We start from the raw sequence: 17,733 nt of genomic DNA on the forward strand, positions 1-17,733 counted from the left end.
ACCGCCGGGGTTGCATACGACAACAGCGTCGGCTTGCCTGAACCCGGATCCACCGGCTTGACGCCTGTGGATCGTGCTTCCGGAAATGAAGAAGTGCCTTGTGACCTGCGATGATGGGGTTTCTCTAGGACCACATCAGGCACGATCGGCAAGGCACTTCCGAGATGCAATCTTCCCATACCGCGACGGCTGTCTCATCCGCGTTCGATGACCCGAACCTGATCGCGTACGGCGGGCTGGAGCCGGTGGTGCGGCTGGCCGAGCGGTGCGGTCTGCCAGCTCTGGCCGACGAGCTCATCAGGCTGCCCGCATCGAAGGACGGCACCGGAGCCTTCCCAGCGGCGAAACTGATGTCGCTGGTGGGTGGCATGGCCGCGGGCGCCGACAGCATCGATGACATGGACCGCCTGCGGCATGGGGCGATGGGCCGCCTGTTTGCCGGGGTCCGGGCCCCGTCCACGCTGGGGTCGTTCCTACGCTCCTTCACGCACGGGCATGTGAAGCAACTCCACGCCGTGGCCCGCCGGTTCCTGCCCGCACTGGCCCGTCATACCCCACTACTGCCCGGCGCGGACCAGGTCGCCTACGTGGACATCGACGACACCATCCGCCGCACCTACGGCTACGCCAAGCAGGGCGCCGGTTACGGATACAGCAAGGTCAAGGGCCTGAACGCACTGCTCGGCATCGTCTCCACACCCCTGTCCGCCCCGGTGATCGCCGCCACCAGGCTGCGCAAAGGACCGTCGAACTCCGCACGCGGCGCGGCAGCGTTCGTCGCCGAGACCATCCGCACCGCCCGTGCCTGCGGCGCCAGTGGCCTGCTGGTGATGCGGGCGGACTCCGCGTTCTACGGCGCCGACGTCGTCAACTCCTGCCGGGCGCTGGGCGCGTGGTTCTCCATCACCGTGCGGATGAACGCCTCCGTCAAGGCCGCGATCGCCCGCATCGACGAGGGCGCCTGGACGCCGATCAAGTACCCCAAGGCGGTCTGGGACGAGGAGGGCCAGTGCTGGATCTCGGACGCCGAGATAGCCGAGGTCCCCTACACCGCGTTCACTTCCAAGCCGAAGAAGCAGCAGGTCACCGCCCGTCTGATCGTGCGCCGCGTCAAACGCCTGGGCACTGGCACCGTTCCCGCCGGACAGGGCACGCTGTTTGACACCTGGCGCTACCACGCCGCGTTCACCGACTCCCCGCTCTCCTTGAAGGACGCCGAGCGTGATCATCGACGGCACGCTGTCGTCGAGCAGGTGATCGCGGATGTCAAGAACAGTGCCTTCGCTCACGCGCCGTCCGGGCATTTCCAGGCCAATGCCGCGTGGCTCGCCCTGGCAGCCGTGGTGCACAACCTAACCCGCGCCGCCGGTGCCCTGGCCGGAACGTTCCATGCCAGAGCGACCACCGCCACCATCCGTGATCACCTGATCAACGTGCCTGCCCGCCTGGCCCGCTCGGCCCGCCGCCTCACCCTGCACCTGCCCGAACGCTGGCCCTGGAGCATGGACTTCACCCAGCTCTTCAGCACGGTGCATGCGCCACCAGCCTCCTGACGCTCCCCGACCGACCTGCCCGAAAGGGCCCGACACCTGTGGCCAAGTGGAAAGGCTGGGCAGACCAGCGGCCACCCCATGCCCGAATCCGCGACTCAACCCCGACACGGCCCGCACAACCCCGAAACACCCACCCCAAGATCAGCCGGTGGATCCGGGCTGAACGCGTCCATGTGCACGTACTTGTGCCGCCACGTGTCGCGGTCGTTCGCGCGGTGGCCGGGCTCAACGGCTTCGAGCTGGATGACCTGCTGAGCCGAACCCGTCTTCCAGCGGGCACGCCGAACCTGCTCGACGAGGCGATGAGGCCGATCGAGCCGGTGTCGAGCTGGTTCCGTTGGGTGGCGCCACCCAACGCGAGGCGGATATCTCCATCGGCGAATGCCAGCAGTGCTGTCTTCGCGCCCACGTCCCTCCCCCAGGTCCAGGGCTTCGGACAAGCGCCTGCACAGTACCTGGCTCCGAGCCTGCGAGTCGGCCGCCCTCGTACGCTCTCGCGATGGCCGGCCGCCCGCCGCTTGGCTTTTGGCCAAGGCCGTGAAGTTACGGCTTGAGTGCGACTGTCCAGGCGGCTGTGATCTGTGGGTTTGCCGGACGTAGGAAGCGGAGCCCCGGTAGAACTGGCAGTCGACCAAGACAACCGTTCACTCACCGGAGGCTCCGCTGTCCGGACAGTCTGCCATCACGCGTGTCGTCACGGTGGCCGAAGGGCTCTATGCACCGGGCCACCTGGGCGAGTTGACCAGGATCGTTCCGTTCGAGCTGGTCGATGCCGTGCTTGTCGAGTGCGGAACCGTCCAGCAGCGGCTGCGGAAACTGCCCGCACGGGTCGTGGTCTACCTGCTGCTGGCCGCGGCCCTGTTCGAGGACTGCGGCTATCGCGAGGTATGGCGCAAGCTCACCGGCGCCCTGGTGGGGCTGCCGCTGGTTAAAGTGACTGCGACCGCGCTGTGGCACGCCCGCTGTCGGCTCGGAGTCCGCCCGGTGCGGGCCCTGTTCGACCTGCTGCGCGGACCCGCCTGCGCGATCCGTACGACCGGAGCACGCTGGAAGGGCCTGCTCGTCGTCGCGATCGACGGCACCCACCTGGACGTCGCCGACGACCAGGCGGTCCGCGCCAAGCTGGGCAAGGGATCCAACCAGTACACCGCCGCCTCGGGATACCCACAGGTCATGCTGGTGACACTGGTCGCCTGCGGCACCCGCGCGATCATCGACGCCGTCTTCGGCCCGCGCAAGCCCGGCGAATCCGTCCTGGGCCGCCGCCTGGCACGCTCCCTGACAGGCGGCATGATCGCCCTGCTGGACCGGGGATTCTCCTCCAACCCCTTCCTGACGACCGTCGCCGGCACCGGAGCGGACTTCCTCGCCCGTCTCTCCTCGGGACGCAAACCGCCCGTCCTGGCCACCTACCCGGATGGCTCGTTCCTGTCCAGGATTGGTGACGTCGAGGTCCGCATCGTCATCTGTGAGATCACCATCGCCACCAGCGCGGGCCGCCGCACCGGCGCCTACCGGCTGGCCACGACGCTCCTTGACCACCGCACCCACCCGGCATTCGACCTGGTCAGGCTGTATCACGAACGATGGGAAGTGGAATCGGCCTACTTCGAGATCAAGAAATCGATGCTCGGCCGACGCGTCCTGCGCTCCCGCACCTGGCCCGGGATCGCCCAGGAGATCTACACGCTCCTGACCGCCTATCAAGTGATCCGGATCGCCATAGCCGACGCCACCCAGGCATCCGGCACCGATCCCGACCGCTGCAGCTTCTCCATTGCCCTGAACACCGCCCGCGACCAGATCGTCCAGGCCCAGGGCGTGATCGCCGACACCGTCATCGACCTCGTCGGCGCGATCGGGCACGCCGTCCTGGGCACCCTCATGCCCGCCCGGCGAATCCGCCTCGGCCCCCGCGCGGTCAAACGGCCCTTGTCTCGATACGCCTACAAGAGCATCAAAGTCGACCGCCACACCTACAAGGCCACCATCAGCATCGACATCTTGACGTCGGATCCCGGACCGTAACTTCACGGCCTTGGGCTTTTGGCGGGCGGCTGGCCATGTGCTCGGGCTACGTATCTGACGGAGCCCACCTATCACCCAGCAGTTCGGTAACGGACGTATAGTTCGCGCCATGCCCGACCCCAGTCGCCCCTCCCCGCTGAGCTCACTCATCGGGGTCGATGTCGACGCGATGGCCGAGCGGGTCTATCGGGCGTTGGTCTCCGGCGGACCGGCGCTCGGGCCGGATCTCGCCGGCCTGCTGGGGATCTCGGTCGAGGACATCGAAACGGCGATCGGTGCGTTGCGGCAGGTGGGCCTGGTTGGCATGGCCGACGGCGGAGGAATCTCGGCGGTGTCGCCGTCGCTGGCGCTCGAGGGGATGGTCGCGCAGCGCGAGCAGCAGGTCAGGGCCGCCCGAACGGCACTCGACGAGCTCGCGGAGGAGTACCGGAGGGCGCGCGAGGTGCAGTTGTCGAACGGCATCGAGATCGTTCGGGGTCGCAGCGAGATCGGCAGCTGGCTCAATGGCCTGTTGCTGTCCGCCAAGGAGCAGTTCCGGATGTTCGCGAAACCACCGTTCGCGGTTTTCGGGATCTCCGAAACGGACACCGAACGCGAGGTCGCTGGCCGTGGCCTGCGTGAGCGGATCATCATCGAACGGACCGTGCTGGATGAGCCCGCCGCAGAGAAGGACCTGGTCGCCTCCCTGGATCGGGGACAGGAGATCCGCATGGTGCAGTCGTTACCGGCGAAGCTGCTGATCGTCGACGATTCGATTGCGATCGTGCAGCTCGACGAGGGTGGGCACGCGCACTCGGAGATCGCGGTGGTGCGCGCCGGGGGGCTGCTGGACTGTCTGGTGTTCAGCTTCGAGAGCCTGTGGCGGTCGGCCATGCAACTGCGGGAGGCCCCCGGCCGTAGGGTCGATCCGAACTTGGCATCGCCGAAGGATCTCGCCGACCCGGCGGACCGGGAGGTCCTGATGCTGTTGCTGGCTGGGTACACCGATGCCGCGGTCGCTGCCCGACTGGAGATCAGCCTGCGGACCATGCAGCGCAGGGTCCGCAGGCTGATGGATCTGGCCGGCACCGAATCCCGGGTGTTGCTTGGCTGGCACGCGCGGGACCGGGGCTGGCTTTGAACGCCTTCGTCCCGTCGAGCCACCGACTGCGGTGGCTCGACGGGACGAGGTGGCGCTGGGCCTAGTTGCCCAGACCTGCCGGGATCCTCAGCATCACCGAGCTGGACGAGGCGGCGTTCGGGCCGCCCTCGCCGTAGACCATTAGCTGGTGGTGATCGTTGATGTCGAAGCTGTAGGTCGGCGTGAATCGATCACCGGCAGAGAGCGGCACCATGCCGGACAGATCCCAGAGCCGTCCCTGCGGGTCCCACATCGCCGACACCGCGACGTCCGGGAAAAGTTCGACAGTTCCGAGGATCCACCCGTCGTCGGTGACTTTCTCGCCGGTCGCGTTGTATCCGTAGTCGGCAAGGCGCTGCATTCCGCCGGCCTTGGTCCACACGAACGCGTCGTCACCGCTGGTCCCCGCGATAGTCCCGGAGGCGTTCACATCGTTCGCCTGGGCCGAATACTGTCCCGGAAGCGTGCCGAGATCCTGAATAACACCTGACGTCGCATCCCAGGCGACCGCGTGCGGCACATGGCCATCGGTGCGCGAGGCACCGACGATCATTCCGGCATCGTTGATGGCGCGCGGCTGGGTTTCCGTCAGATCCGAGGACAGGTGGGCCAGCTTGCTGAACGTCCCATCCAGCGTCCGCACGAACCCGTCACTGTAGCTGTGGTTCTTGCCGTCAGACTCCTTGACGATTGCTTTGGAAAATCCGGTGACCACCCCCTTGTTATTCACGGCGGTCGCATAGCCGCTGGAATAGGGCCGCCAATCCGGGACGCCGAGCACGGTGAGCGATCCATCCTTGGCCCACTGGGCGGGAAGAGTACGCAATGCACTGTCCGTCGCGATACCGACGGCGATCTGGCCGTCATTCAGGTCCAGAGCCGATCCGTACCTGCCCCCGGCGAGATCCAGGTTGGTGAACCCGTCGGCGGCCGTCCAGATGGTCGGCGTCATCCTGGAGTTGTACTGGCGATCCCCCGCGACTACGCCGCTCTCATTGAGAGCCGCGCCGACGAATGGCGGGGCCCACGCGACCAGATCGAGTTTGGGGACATCGACAGTGGCGATCGTGACGTCCGCCGCCCCGATGATCGTGCCGTACTCGTTGGCCACTCGGACCCGGCCGACTATGGGATCCTTGGTCAACTGCCGAGCGTTGACGATCATTGCCCCGTCGACCGGCATCGACTGGCCCGTGGCAACCGTGTACTTCGCGTCGGATTTCGGCGTGATCGTGCCGAGGCCCTTCGAGTACATCTCTTGGTGGTAGTCGAACGTGACGTTGTCTCCGGGCACGGCGACTCCCGCGACCACGATGAAGTACGTACCCGGCTGTGGATCATCGATGACGATGTGCTCGGGCGAGTTCCCGGTCGTGGTGCTCTGGCCTATCGGCCTGCCGTTGAAATACACGTAGAAGTCCAGATCGGCAGCGTCTCTGGGCGTCAGCGTCACGTCGAGCCGGGTCGTCTGACGCGGAACATAGAGCATGTTGGACGTGATTTCGCCTTGCGAGACCGTCGAGAACAAATTACGGACATCGCCGATCTCGCCAGTTGCGACGTGGGCGATCGCGGGGCCAAAGGTGTTCGTCCCCGTCGAGCCGACATTCGTCGGCGAGTTCATCGTCACCTTGTCGACTGTGACGGTCCCCGGATCGAACGACATGCCCTGCAGCGAAACCGTCGCTGTGTACGGGTTCTGTTCGACCGGAGACGTCCTGCGAGACTCGATCACGAACTCCCAGATGCCGGGTTTGGGTCGGTACACCGGTCGTGCGGTGGCGTTGCAGTTCGCCGGGTCGGTGTAGTTGGTGTAGCAGTGGTAACTGGCGTTGGAGTCTGCGGGCATGCCGTCGGGGTCGATGGGCAATGCGCGGACCTGGCTGCCGTCGGCGAGCCCGCCCAGGGTCAGCTGCAGCGCTTCGACGCCCTCGGGAACGGGCACCAGCAGCGAGGTGGTTCCGGTTCGGCCGAGCGTGCCGGAACTGGTGACCGCGTAGTCGGGTTTGGCCAGCGGCTTGGTCGCCAGCACGGTGACGGCGACGAACTGGTCGATGCCGCCCGTCGCCGGGTCATCAATGGTCAGGATCGCGCTATGCACGCCGGAGGTCGTCGCGGTCGCGGTGACCGTGATATCGGCCGCCGTTCCGAGCTGCAGGGGCATTGCCGCGCGGGCGCTGAACGTGCCGTCGTTGCCGATCCAACCGATCCGGTGCACGACGTTCCCGGCGGCACCGCTGGTCCGGGTGACGCTGACCTTGTAGGTCTTCTGCGCACCAGTCACCTGGCCGCCTTCCGTTGGCAGACAACGGTTGTAGATGCCGACGCCGGTGTTCGGAGTCGCGAGCAGGCCGGACAGCGAACTACAAACGGGAGCCGACACAGTGAGCTCATTGGTGTTGATGCCAGCGCTGAGCTGCTTCCAGGCCGCGACGGTGTCGATGATGCCGGCGCCCTGCGCGACGGTCGGGACGCCGGGGATCGGGTCGGCGGTGCCGGTCAGGGCGGTCTTCAGCGCCGCCGGGCTGACCGTCAGCGAATGGGCCTTGGCGGCCGATAGCAGCAGCGCCGCCGCTCCGGCGACCTGCGGGGCCGCCATGGAGGTGCCGTTGGCCATGCCGTATCCGGCCGGCAGCGAATACCCGGCCTCGGGGACGGCTTCACCGGACAGCCACATCGGGATCGAGGAGATGGCGGCGCCGGGGGCGGACACCTGCGGTGCCAGCGCCCCGTTCTCAGCGGGGCCGCGGGAGGAGAAGCCGAAGATGCCCTGCTTGGTGGCGACCTTCGACCCGTAGCCGGCCCACCAGGTGTCGGAGCTGACGGACGCGGCGACCGAGATGGCCTTGCCCGCCACGGACGGCGAGCTGACGGTGTTGGTGCCGAGGCCGTCGTTGCCGGCGGCGATGATGATCTGGACGTCGTAGTTGTCGATCAGCTTGTCGTAGAGCGCGGCGATCACGTCGGAGCCGTCGTTCAATGCGGGAAGCCCACCGATGGACAGGTTGACGACGTCGACATGGCGATTGGTGACCAGGTCGATCATGCCCTCGGTCAGTGCCGCCTGGGTGCAGCCACCGCCCCAAGTGCAGGCGCGGGCGGACACGATCTGCGCGCCCGGTGCGGCGCCGTGCATCTGGCCGCCGAACATCGACGTGCCGGCGGTGATCCCCGCGACATGGGTGCCGTGCGAGGCGACCGGCAACCCGATAGACACGTAGTTCGCGATCTTGCCGACGTTGCTGCCGCCGAGCGGGGAGAGATCGACGTTGTCGCGGTACTCGACGACGAACGGGATGCGCTCGTTCTGCGGTGTTGCGGGGTCGTCGCTCCCAAGGTGGCCGACCTGGCGGTCGACCGCGAACGGGGCCATCGGTGTCTCGTCGGTGAGGTCCTGGTTGTTGTTGCCGTCGACCCAGATCCTGTGTGTGGTCGGGTCGTACAGAACCCCGTAGAAGTCCAGGGTGTCGCCGTCCCGGTTGAGGTCGCCCTCGAAGTCGCTCCCGGCCGTCGCACTCTCGTAGAACACGCCGAATTGGAACGTGCCCTCCGGGATCGTCCAGGTCTTGCCCAGGTAGCTGAACGTCGGACCCGTCTTGGTGGTGGACATCCGCACCCAGCTGCCGTCGCGGTCGGTGACCGGATCGGTCTCAGTTACCCAATCGACAATCTTGGGCTTGCCGTCGCTGGTCGTCTGTAGCGCGGGATGCTCGACGTCGACGCCGGTGTCTAGCACGCCGACGACCGTGCCGCGCCCGTCCCAGGCCGGGTTGTCCTTGACGAAGGCCTCGGCGCCGGTCTCGTTGATCGGTAGGTACGGGTTGTCGGCGGGCGTGTTCGCGCCGGGCGCGGTCGGCCCCGCGGCCTTCGTTGCCGCCGTCCTCGCACCCGCGGCGCCCAGATCCGGGCCCGGGATCTTGTACGTCCGGTTCAGGTCGATCGCCGCGACCGACCGAAGGCCGGCCAAGGTGGTTACGCTGTCGGTCGGGACGGTCGCCCGGACGTAGCCGACCTTTCCGGTCACCGACCCGACGGTCCCGCCGGCCTTCTCCACCGCGGCAACGACGTCTTCGGTCGCGCCCTTCCGGGCCAGCATCAACACCGTGACAGACTTCTTCTTCGACGCCTGCGCCTGCTGCAGCAGCCTGGTGTCGGCGTTGCCCAGCTTCTCGGCCGCAGTATCCGACAGCGAATCGTCGGTCAGCGGCTGGAACCCGTCGGTCTTCCCCGCCCTGTAGATCGAATCCGGGTTGTCGCGCCCGGCCCGGTCGTCGAGCCCAGCAACGGGCGACCGACCCGGCCCCTGTGGCCCGTCGGGATCAGCGGGTTCGACCTTGCTCGCGCCAGCACTCTCGGAGCCAGTCGGGCTGGTCGGGTCGGCGGCTGCGGCCGCAGGCGCAATCAGCGCCGCGGCGATCAACACGGCCGACGCCGCGGCAATCACACCTGTTCGTCTTCGTCGCGCCATCGTGCTCCTAACCGAGGAGTGAAACATCACCGTGCGGCCAAGTCCGCAGACACGAGAACACCTGCGCCGCCTGGCCAATCTCGCAGTTGGGTCCGGTCAGGATCAACGGACCGAGTGGGGCGGATGTCGGCCATGGCGGAATGCCGCCACACTCGGCGCAGACCCACCGTTCGCTGGGCTCTGTCCCGTAATCGGCTCTGTCCCGTAATCGGTGGTGACCGTACGTCACTGCGCGTCAGGCTGGGGCGTGCTTGAGGTCAATGCCCTTGTGGGTGTGGTGTTTTCGGGTCTGTCTGCCCTGGTCATCGAGGGTGCGGCGGATGAGGGTGAGCTGGTCCGGGTGGTGGCGCGTACCCGCGATGATCCGGTGCCGTGTCCGGTGTGCGGGACGCCGACCGGGCGGGTGCACGGCTTTCACGGCCGGACGGTGGCGGACGTGGCGGTGGACGGCAGGCGGGTGGTGGTGTCGGTGAGGGTGCGGCGCCTGGCGTGCCCGGTGCTGGGCTGTCCGCGGCAGACGTTTCGTGAGCAGGTGCCCGGCCTGCTGGGGCGCTACCAGCGCCGGACGAACCGGTTCACCGACCAACTCGGCCGCGTAGTCAAGGAGTTAGCGGGCCGGGCGGGCGCCCGCCTCTCCCGGGCTCTGGCCACCGCGGTGTCGCGCTCGACCGCCCTGCGGATGCTCATGCGGCTGCCGCTGCCTCCGCGCTGGGTGCCGCGGGTGCTGGGCGTGGACGACTTCGCGCTCAAGCGCCGCCACCGGTACGCCACCATCGTGATCAACGCTCAGACCGGCGAGCGGATCGACTTACTCCCCGACCGCAGCGCGGACACCCTTGAGGCGTGGCTGCGCAAGCATCCTGGCGCTGAGATCGTCTGCCGGGACGGCTCAGGCGCCTACGGCGAGGCCATACGCCGGGCCCTGCCCGCCGCGGTGCAGGTCAGCGACCGGTGGCACCTGTGGCACAACCTGGGGTGCGCCACGAGGCGCTGTTACTGATTTCGGCGTTTCGGGGTCTGGATTTGTGTCGGGAGGGGTGACGGGGTCCGTCCGGGCTGGTACGCCGGAGGTATGCGGTATCCGGACGGGGGCGGGCTGACCGCCGAGCAGCGCAGGCGCCGGGAAGAGGTACGGATGCGGGCCGTTGACCTCTTCGATGAGGGCGTGGAAGTCCCGTGCATCGCCCGGGAGTTACGGGTGAGTGAGAAGTCGGTCTACCAGTGGCGCCGCACCTGGAGGACGGGCGGACGCGAGGCGCTGCGTTCCAGAGGCCCCTGCGGCTACGACTGTCGGCTCGGCCCACACCTGCAGACCAAGCTCGCGATGTGGCTTGATGAGGGGCCGGCCGCGCACGGCTGGGCGGACGACCAGGTGTGGACCGCCGCGCGGGTACGCACGCTGATCGGGCGGAAGTTCCACCTCTCCTACAGCGTCTCCGGGGTCACTCGGCTGCTGCACCGCATGGGCTACAGCGTGCAGATGCCCGCCCGGCCCGCCGCCGAACGCGACGAGGACGCGATCACCGCATGGCGGGAGGCGACCTGGCAGGAGGTAAACCCTCCGGGCGGCGACCGGCGCGTTCATCTGCTTCGAGGACGAAGCGGGCGTGACCGGTCGGCCGCCCAAGGGCCGCACCTGGGGCCGGCGCGGCATCACCCCGAGGGTCAAGGTGCCCGGCCGTAGCCGGGGACGTCTCTCGGTGGCCGGTCTGCTGTGCTACCGGCCGGGCCTGCCCGCCCGTCTGTGCTACCGGCTGCGTCGGCATACCGGCCGCAAGGGCGAGCGTCGCTCGCTGGGCGAGGCGGACTACATACGCCTGTTGGATGGCGCCCACCAACTGCTCAAGGCCCCGCTGATCGTGGTGTGGGACCGGCTGAACACCCACATCTCCAAGACGATGAAGGCACTCGTTGCCGAGCGGGACTGGCTGACGGTGGTCCTGCTGCCCGGGTATGCGCCCGACCTCAACCCGGTCGAGGGCCTGTGGGCGCACATCAAGCGGAGCCTGGCCAACCTGGCCGCCCGCACCCTCAGCGAGCTGGAGACTCTGCTCCGCAGGCGGCTCAAAGCGCTGCAGTACCGGCACGGCATCCTCGGCGGATTCCTCGCCGGGACGGGCCTCGCTCTCGACAGACCGGACAGACCCTAATACGCCGAAGTCAGTATTTCCGGATGGAGGTGAAAGACCGTCCATTCCTTCGTCGTCGTAGCGGCGAATTAAAGCTGGAGGCAGCCTGATCCGGGGATCGCCGGGGAGGGTGGGAGCAGCCTCGACAAAGTCGCGTCGGTCCAGTCAGGGCGATTGCAAAGTCTTTTGATCAAGGGGAGGTGCAGGTCAGCTGAGGCCGAGCAGTTCCAGGGGGCGTTCGTAGGGGCGGCGGGCGATCTTACGGAGTCCGGCGGCGATGTTGGTGTGGCCAGCGGTGCGGAGCTGGTTGATGGCGAAGCTTCGCAATGTGGCCATGTTCTCCGGACCATGTCCGGTGTGGATCTTGGAGGCGTCCTCACGGAAAGAGGTGTCCCGGACGAAGTGGAGCCTGTTTTCGATCAACCAGTGAGCCCGCAAGATGTTCGCGAGTCGTTCCGGGGAGGCCTGACGGCTGGTCAGATCGGTGATCACGTAGACGGTCTCGCGGCTGCGTCTGCCGGTCTTGGTGTCGGTGCGGTGCCGCACGACCCTGGCGACCTGGGCGGCGTGTGGGAAGTCGACGCCCAGGTCGGTGACGGTCAGTGCCGTGACGACCCGGGTCTCCGTCCGGCCATGGCCGGTGGTGCGGTCGTAGAACTTCGCTGCCGCCTCTTGCCAGGGCAGAGCCCGCAGTTGTTCGTAGAGGTTCTTCTGGTTCCGCTTCACGGTGAAGGCGTAGTGCGCCTTCTTCACGTCGACCAGGAAGCGGGCATGCTCGCGCTGCGTGTGGAGCGCGTCGCCGGTCACAGTAACTCCGTGCAGGTCGAAGGGTTCCAGCAGGGCGGCGAAGCAGGTGATCTCGTTTGTCTTGTCCGGTACCCGCAGCTGGGTGACGGCGAGCCCGGTGCCGGTCATCGCAGCCAGCAGGTGGGCGGCCGGTCTGGTGCCGTGGCGCGAGCCGCGGGCACTCTTGCCGTCCACCGCGAGGGTGTCACCACCAGCCGGATCATGCCCCAGGAGATCAGCCAGCCCGCCGGGGCAGGTCCGCACGACCACCCGCCGCAGGGTCGCCCCGCTGGGCGGAACACGGGCGGAGAACACCGTCGCCGTCCGGGCACCGAGCCGGGCCAGAACATCCTGCGGAGCGTCCGCCGCCCACTCGCCGATCGCCGCGAAGCTCGTCGCCCCCGTGACCACCGCCGAGCACGCGATCAGCAGCACCGCCACGAACGGGTGACGCTTCCCGCGTCGGCACCGCGGATCGACCAGCGTGGCCAGCCGCTCCGGCAGCGGACCCATCGCACGATGGTGACTCGTGGGCGACTTGACCAGACAGACAGTGGCAGACTGACGGCACATCGAAGCTCCGTTGGACGCAGGCGACTTGGGAAGGTCATCTGCACAACGGAGCTTCGTTGCGTACGTCGCGGCCCCACCGAACATCGTCACATCGCCGTGACCTGCGCACCTACAAGATCACCCTGACTTTGCAATCGCCCTGTCGGTCCAGTACTGCCGGATGGGCCGGGCGCGGTGAGCGAGACGGGAAGGTATACGCGAGGAACCGGTTTTGTTACGCCTCTTGATTTGCCGCCAGCTCTAACCCGGTGGATTCGGGCTGGCTCGCGGTGCGCACCTGACCATCAGTAAGGGTTGGGGAACTCCAAACAGGGTTTCTGAGGTCTGGGTTTGGAGGCCACGATGAATTGTCTACGGCGTAGTCGTGGCGATGCCGCAGGGGTAGAGCCGGGTGCCTAACCCGTCGACCCGATAACAGTGAACGTGGGAACCATCCGTGTCCTTTCCAACATTGCATCTCGGCCAGAGGTGACAAGTGATGGATAGGCGCGATGCTCGCCGAAGGTTCGGGTGGGGCGGAGCCGTCCTATTACTCCGAGCGTACGAGAGGTGCGTGCATGGGGAAGGGCGGCAGCGTGTCAGTTAAGGAGGGAATGTAACGTCCGAAGAAGCGCTGGTGAATGCCAGCGCCGTGCGGTGGCCGGATTCCGATTCGGCGTACTTCGCAGTACGGAGGATGCAGACCAAGTTGCATCGTTGGGCGACTGAACCCGGATCCACCGGCTGATCTTGGGGTGGGTGTTTCGGGGTTGTGCGGGCCGTGTCGGGGTTGAGTCGCGGATTCGGGCATGGGGTGGCCGCTGGTCTGCCCAGCCTTTCCACTTGGCCACAGGTGTCGGGCCCTTTCGGGCAGGTCGGTCGGGGAGCGTCAGGAGGCTGGTGGCGCATGCACCGTGCTGAAGAGCTGGGTGAAGTCCATGCTCCAGGGCCAGCGTTCGGGCAGGTGCAGGGTGAGGCGGCGGGCCGAGCGGGCCAGGCGGGCAGGCACGTTGATCAGGTGATCACGGATGGTGGCGGTGGTCGCTCTGGCATGGAACGTTCCGGCCAGGGCACCGGCGGCGCGGGTTAGGTTGTGCACCACGGCTGCCAGGGCGAGCCACGCGGCATTGGCCTGGAAATGCCCGGACGGCGCGTGAGCGAAGGCACTGTTCTTGACATCCGCGATCACCTGCTCGACGACAGCGTGCCGTCGATGATCACGCTCGGCGTCCTTCAAGGAGAGCGGGGAGTCGGTGAACGCGGCGTGGTAGCGCCAGGTGTCAAACAGCGTGCCCTGTCCGGCGGGAACGGTGCCAGTGCCCAGGCGTTTGACGCGGCGCACGATCAGACGGGCGGTGACCTGCTGCTTCTTCGGCTTGGAAGTGAACGCGGTGTAGGGGACCTCGGCTATCTCGGCGTCCGAGATCCAGCACTGGCCCTCCTCGTCCCAGACCGCCTTGGGGTACTTGATCGGCGTCCAGGCGCCCTCGTCGATGCGGGCGATCGCGGCCTTGACGGAGGCGTTCATCCGCACGGTGATGGAGAACCACGCGCCCAGCGCCCGGCAGGAGTTGACGACGTCGGCGCCGTAGAACGCGGAGTCCGCCCGCATCACCAGCAGGCCACTGGCGCCGCAGGCACGGGCGGTGCGGATGGTCTCGGCGACGAACGCTGCCGCGCCGCGTGCGGAGTTCGACGGTCCTTTGCGCAGCCTGGTGGCGGCGATCACCGGGGCGGACAGGGGTGTGGAGACGATGCCGAGCAGTGCGTTCAGGCCCTTGACCTTGCTGTATCCGTAACCGGCGCCCTGCTTGGCGTAGCCGTAGGTGCGGCGGATGGTGTCGTCGATGTCCACGTAGGCGACCTGGTCCGCGCCGGGCAGTAGTGGGGTATGACGGGCCAGTGCGGGCAGGAACCGGCGGGCCACGGCGTGGAGTTGCTTCACATGCCCGTGCGTGAAGGAGCGTAGGAACGACCCCAGCGTGGACGGGGCCCGGACCCCGGCAAACAGGCGGCCCATCGCCCCATGCCGCAGGCGGTCCATGTCATCGATGCTGTCGGCGCCCGCGGCCATGCCACCCACCAGCGACATCAGTTTCGCCGCTGGGAAGGCTCCGGTGCCGTCCTTCGATGCGGGCAGCCTGATGAGCTCGTCGGCCAGAGCTGGCAGACCGCACCGCTCGGCCAGCCGCACCACCGGCTCCAGCCCGCCGTACGCGATCAGGTTCGGGTCATCGAACGCGGATGAGACAGCCGTCGCGGTATGGGAAGATTGCATCTCGGAAGTGCCTTGCCGATCGTGCCTGATGTGGTCCTAGAGAAACCCCATCATCGCAGGTCACAAGGCACTTCTTCATTTCCGGAAGCACGATCCACAGGCGTCAAGCCGGTGGATCCGGGCTGAAGATTCCGGTCGCCGGTTCGGTGACCTGCACAACCTCGTCTGCGACCCAGCGTTCTTGGTGGCTGCGTGGGAACGCGTGTCCACCAACAAGGGCGCTCAGACCCCAGGAATCGACAGGGCCACTGCGTCCCGGATCGAGTCCTGGGTCGGGGTCGAGGCTTTCTTGGAGCAGATCCGTGACTCGCTGAAATCGGATGAGTTTCGGCCGGTCGAAGTCAGGCAGGTGATGATACCGAAGGCTAATGGAAAGCTTCGCAGCCTAGGTATTCCCACCATGAAAGACCGCGTGATTCAAGCCAGCCTGAAACTGGTGCTCGAACCCATTTTCGAGGCGGATTTCAAGCCGTGCTCGTATGGTTTCCGCCCGAACCGGAGAGCGCAGGACGCTGTAGCCGAGATCCACTACCTTGCGTCGGAAACCCGGAACTATCATTGGGTTTTCGAGGCCGACATCAAAGCGTGCTTCGACGAGATCGATCACACGGTTTTGATGGACCGCCTCAGGGTGAGGATCAAGGATAAGCGTGTCTGCGCGCTGGTGAAGGCGTTCCTGAAATCTGGGGTCCTCACGGAACTTGGAAGCAGGGAGGAGACGCTCACGGGAACCCCGCAAGGGGGAATTCTATCGCCGCTGCTCGCTAACATCGCGCTGTCTGCACTGGATGAGAATTTCATCCAGCAATGGCAGATTGAGATGGGAAATCCCGCGCAGCGGCGCAAGCGCAGACGGAAAGGCATCGGCAACTGGCGGCTTCTTCGATACTGTGACGACTTCGTTCTCATGGTATCGGGCAACCAACAACACGCCGAGGTGCTGCGCGAGCAAGTGGCGGCCGTACCCGCCCCTTTGGGACTACGGCTGGCACCGGAGAAGACCCGTGTAGTTCACATTGATGAGGGCTTCACGTTCCTCGGCTTCGACATCCGCAGGATGCGCAAGCGAGGCACGTCGAAGTATTACGTCTACACCACACCGTCCAAGAAGGCCATCGCGTCGATCAAGGACAAGGTGAAGGCCAAACCGTACAGGTCAACCCTCCACATGGACCTGGACGAGCTGATCACCAGCTTGAACAGGTCATTGGCGGGATGGGCGAACTACTTCCGGTACGGAGTGTCCAAGGCGACGTTCGGCGCGATCGACTCCTTCACCTGGAGGAGCCTTATGCGCTGGACACGCGTCAAATACGCAGGCCGTACCGGATTATCCATGAAACAGCTCCGACGTCGCTTCTGTGACAAGGGGTGGAGATTCACCTACAACGGGGCCTCGTTCACCGGCACTTCCAGTGTCGCTGTGACCCGCTACCGCTATCGCGGCAGCAACATACCGACCCCGTGGACTCCGAAGCCGACAGTCGCCTCCACGGGCGGCTGACCAACGGATAAGACACGTGGAGCGCCCGGTGCGTGGAGACACGCACGCCGGGTGCGGCGGGCGGGCCGGGGAAACCCACCGGGAGCGATCCCGGCAGGGCGCCCCGGTCCGACCCAACCGAGGCTGCCGAGCGATGTGTTGCCGATCACCGTGGCTGTCTGCGGGGTACGCCGCCCGAGCCGCCCCGGCAGGCCCAGGAGCCCGAAGAACCCGCGGACGCTACTGGCTCGCCGTGGCCGACCGGCCACCGGTTCGCCGACCGGACCCGGGCCAACCACGCCTCAGTGCACGCACTGCTGGCCACCGGCCACAGTCGCCGCGCGATCCAACGGCAACTCGGTATGACCTACCGCACCGTCAAGCTCCTGGCCGACGCCGCCACCCCGGAGGACCTCTTTCACGGCCAGTGGCAGGGCCGCCCCTCCGTACTCGATGAGTTCAAGCCCTACCTGGACGACCGCTGGAACCAGGGCTGCACCAACGCCTGGAAGGCGTGGGAGGAGATCGTGCCGCTCGGCTACACCGGCAGCTATCAGCGAGTTCGCGCCTACTTCCGCACCAAGCGCCTCTCGACCGAACCGGTCACCGCGCCCCCGCCCTCACCCCGCACCGTCGCCGGCTGGATACTCCGCCATCGCGATTCCCTCACCGAGGTCGAACAGCTCCGGATCAAGGCCGTCCTGGTCCACTGTCCCGAACTGGAAGCTCTCACCGGACACGTCCGCTCGTTCGCTCAGATCCTCACCGAGCGCCAAGGCCAGTGGCTGCCCGAGTGGCTCGATGCCGTCCGTAACGACGATCTGCCCGGCCTCCACACTCTCGCAGCGGGCATTGACCGCGACCGTGACGCCGTCATCGCCGGCCTCACCCTGCCCTGGAGCTCCGGCGTCGTCGAAGGACACGTCAACCGGATCAAGATGCTCAAACGACAGATGTTTGGCCGGGCTGGCTACCAACTCCTACATAAACGGGTTCTGTTGGCGTGACCGAAGACGGCCGCGTCGCAAACGTCCGGCAGGAACGCGTTCTCGTGGACATAACCGGGCACAGCGAGCAGTGCGATGCGGCAGGTGCTGATTGGCCATTCAAGGGCGCAGCTTGGCCCCCGGTGTGGCATTCGGAAGCAACCGGCTGCTGCCAGGCAAGAGGCGGGATGGGGCCGACCGGATTCGAACCGGCGTCCTCCCACATGCGGTGAAGGCGCGACAACCACTGCGCTACGAGCCCCATCCCGCTCGCAATCATACAAGCCACCTGCACCCTGCCGCTCTCGAATATTCGAAGGCGACGACGGATCACTCAGCGTGGCCGCGTC

Annotated in this window: 10 protein-coding genes, 1 tRNA gene and 1 pseudogene; 8 read left to right on the forward strand and 4 right to left on the reverse strand. The window is 66.7% G+C overall.

Annotated features, from left to right (window positions below):
- The first annotated feature begins 164 nt into the window (after positions 1-164).
- The 3 genes from OH735_RS37575 to OH735_RS37585 all read left to right on the forward strand — a co-directional run bounded on the left by OH735_RS37575 (position 165) and on the right by OH735_RS37585 (position 4,701).
- Positions 165-1,553, forward strand: a complete 1,389-nt coding sequence (locus OH735_RS37575) for an IS1380 family transposase (RefSeq protein ID WP_406379152.1) — start codon at positions 165-167, stop codon at positions 1,551-1,553.
- A 699-nt stretch (positions 1,554-2,252) separates the two neighbouring features.
- Entirely contained in the window at positions 2,253-3,581 is a 1,329-nt protein-coding gene (locus OH735_RS37580) for an IS4 family transposase (protein ID WP_406385002.1), read from the forward strand.
- 109 nt (positions 3,582-3,690) lie between these two features.
- The gene (locus tag OH735_RS37585; protein ID WP_406386261.1) at positions 3,691-4,701 is read left to right on the forward strand and encodes a helix-turn-helix transcriptional regulator; all 1,011 of its coding nucleotides are present in this window, start codon (positions 3,691-3,693) and stop codon (positions 4,699-4,701) included.
- A 61-nt stretch (positions 4,702-4,762) separates the two neighbouring features.
- On the opposite strand, the gene OH735_RS37590 is transcribed toward OH735_RS37585, so the two are convergent.
- The gene (locus OH735_RS37590) at positions 4,763-9,169 is read right to left on the reverse strand and encodes a S8 family serine peptidase (RefSeq protein ID WP_406386262.1); all 4,407 of its coding nucleotides are present in this window, start codon (positions 9,167-9,169) and stop codon (positions 4,763-4,765) included.
- A 277-nt stretch (positions 9,170-9,446) separates the two neighbouring features.
- Between OH735_RS37590 and OH735_RS37595 the strand changes: the two are divergent.
- The 3 genes and pseudogenes from OH735_RS37595 to OH735_RS37605 all read left to right on the forward strand — a co-directional run.
- A pseudogene (locus tag OH735_RS37595) lies at positions 9,447-10,154 on the forward strand (ISL3 family transposase); the annotation flags it as partial.
- 87 nt (positions 10,155-10,241) lie between these two features.
- Positions 10,242-10,853, forward strand: a complete 612-nt coding sequence (locus OH735_RS37600) for a winged helix-turn-helix domain-containing protein (RefSeq protein ID WP_406385022.1) — start codon at positions 10,242-10,244, stop codon at positions 10,851-10,853.
- Complete coding sequence (locus OH735_RS37605; protein WP_406381518.1) at positions 10,777-11,319, forward strand: transposase; 543 nt, start codon at positions 10,777-10,779, stop codon at positions 11,317-11,319. Before OH735_RS37600 ends, OH735_RS37605 begins: the two co-directional genes overlap by 77 nt.
- Positions 11,320-11,505: 186 nt before the next feature.
- Here the strand turns inward: OH735_RS37605 and OH735_RS37610 are convergent, their stop codons facing one another.
- Together OH735_RS37610 and OH735_RS37615 are read right to left on the reverse strand one after the other, a co-directional pair.
- Positions 11,506-12,597 carry an ISAs1 family transposase gene (locus OH735_RS37610; RefSeq protein ID WP_071366184.1) on the reverse strand — a complete coding sequence of 364 codons (1,092 nt, stop codon included), beginning with the start codon at positions 12,595-12,597 and terminating at the stop codon, positions 11,506-11,508.
- A 928-nt stretch (positions 12,598-13,525) separates the two neighbouring features.
- Positions 13,526-14,914, reverse strand: coding sequence for an IS1380 family transposase (locus OH735_RS37615; RefSeq protein ID WP_406379152.1), 1,389 nt, complete (start codon positions 14,912-14,914; stop codon positions 13,526-13,528).
- 151 nt (positions 14,915-15,065) lie between these two features.
- Between OH735_RS37615 and ltrA the strand changes: the two genes are divergently transcribed.
- Positions 15,066-16,418 (forward strand): group II intron reverse transcriptase/maturase, encoded by a 1,353-nt coding sequence (gene ltrA, locus OH735_RS37620; RefSeq protein WP_406386916.1) that lies wholly within the window; start codon positions 15,066-15,068, stop codon positions 16,416-16,418.
- A gap of 284 nt (positions 16,419-16,702) precedes the next feature.
- On the forward strand, positions 16,703-17,404 hold the full coding sequence (locus tag OH735_RS37625; protein WP_406386264.1) for a transposase: 702 nt from the start codon (positions 16,703-16,705) through the stop codon (positions 17,402-17,404).
- 168 nt (positions 17,405-17,572) lie between these two features.
- Here the strand turns inward: OH735_RS37625 and OH735_RS37630 are convergent.
- A tRNA-Ala gene (locus tag OH735_RS37630) sits at positions 17,573-17,646 on the reverse strand.
- Positions 17,647-17,733: the final 87 nt, after the last annotated feature.

Source organism: Streptomyces sp. NBC_01618 (assembly GCF_045209435.1).
In the GTDB taxonomy this organism is placed as follows: Bacteria; Actinomycetota; Actinomycetes; order Streptomycetales; family Streptomycetaceae; genus Streptomyces.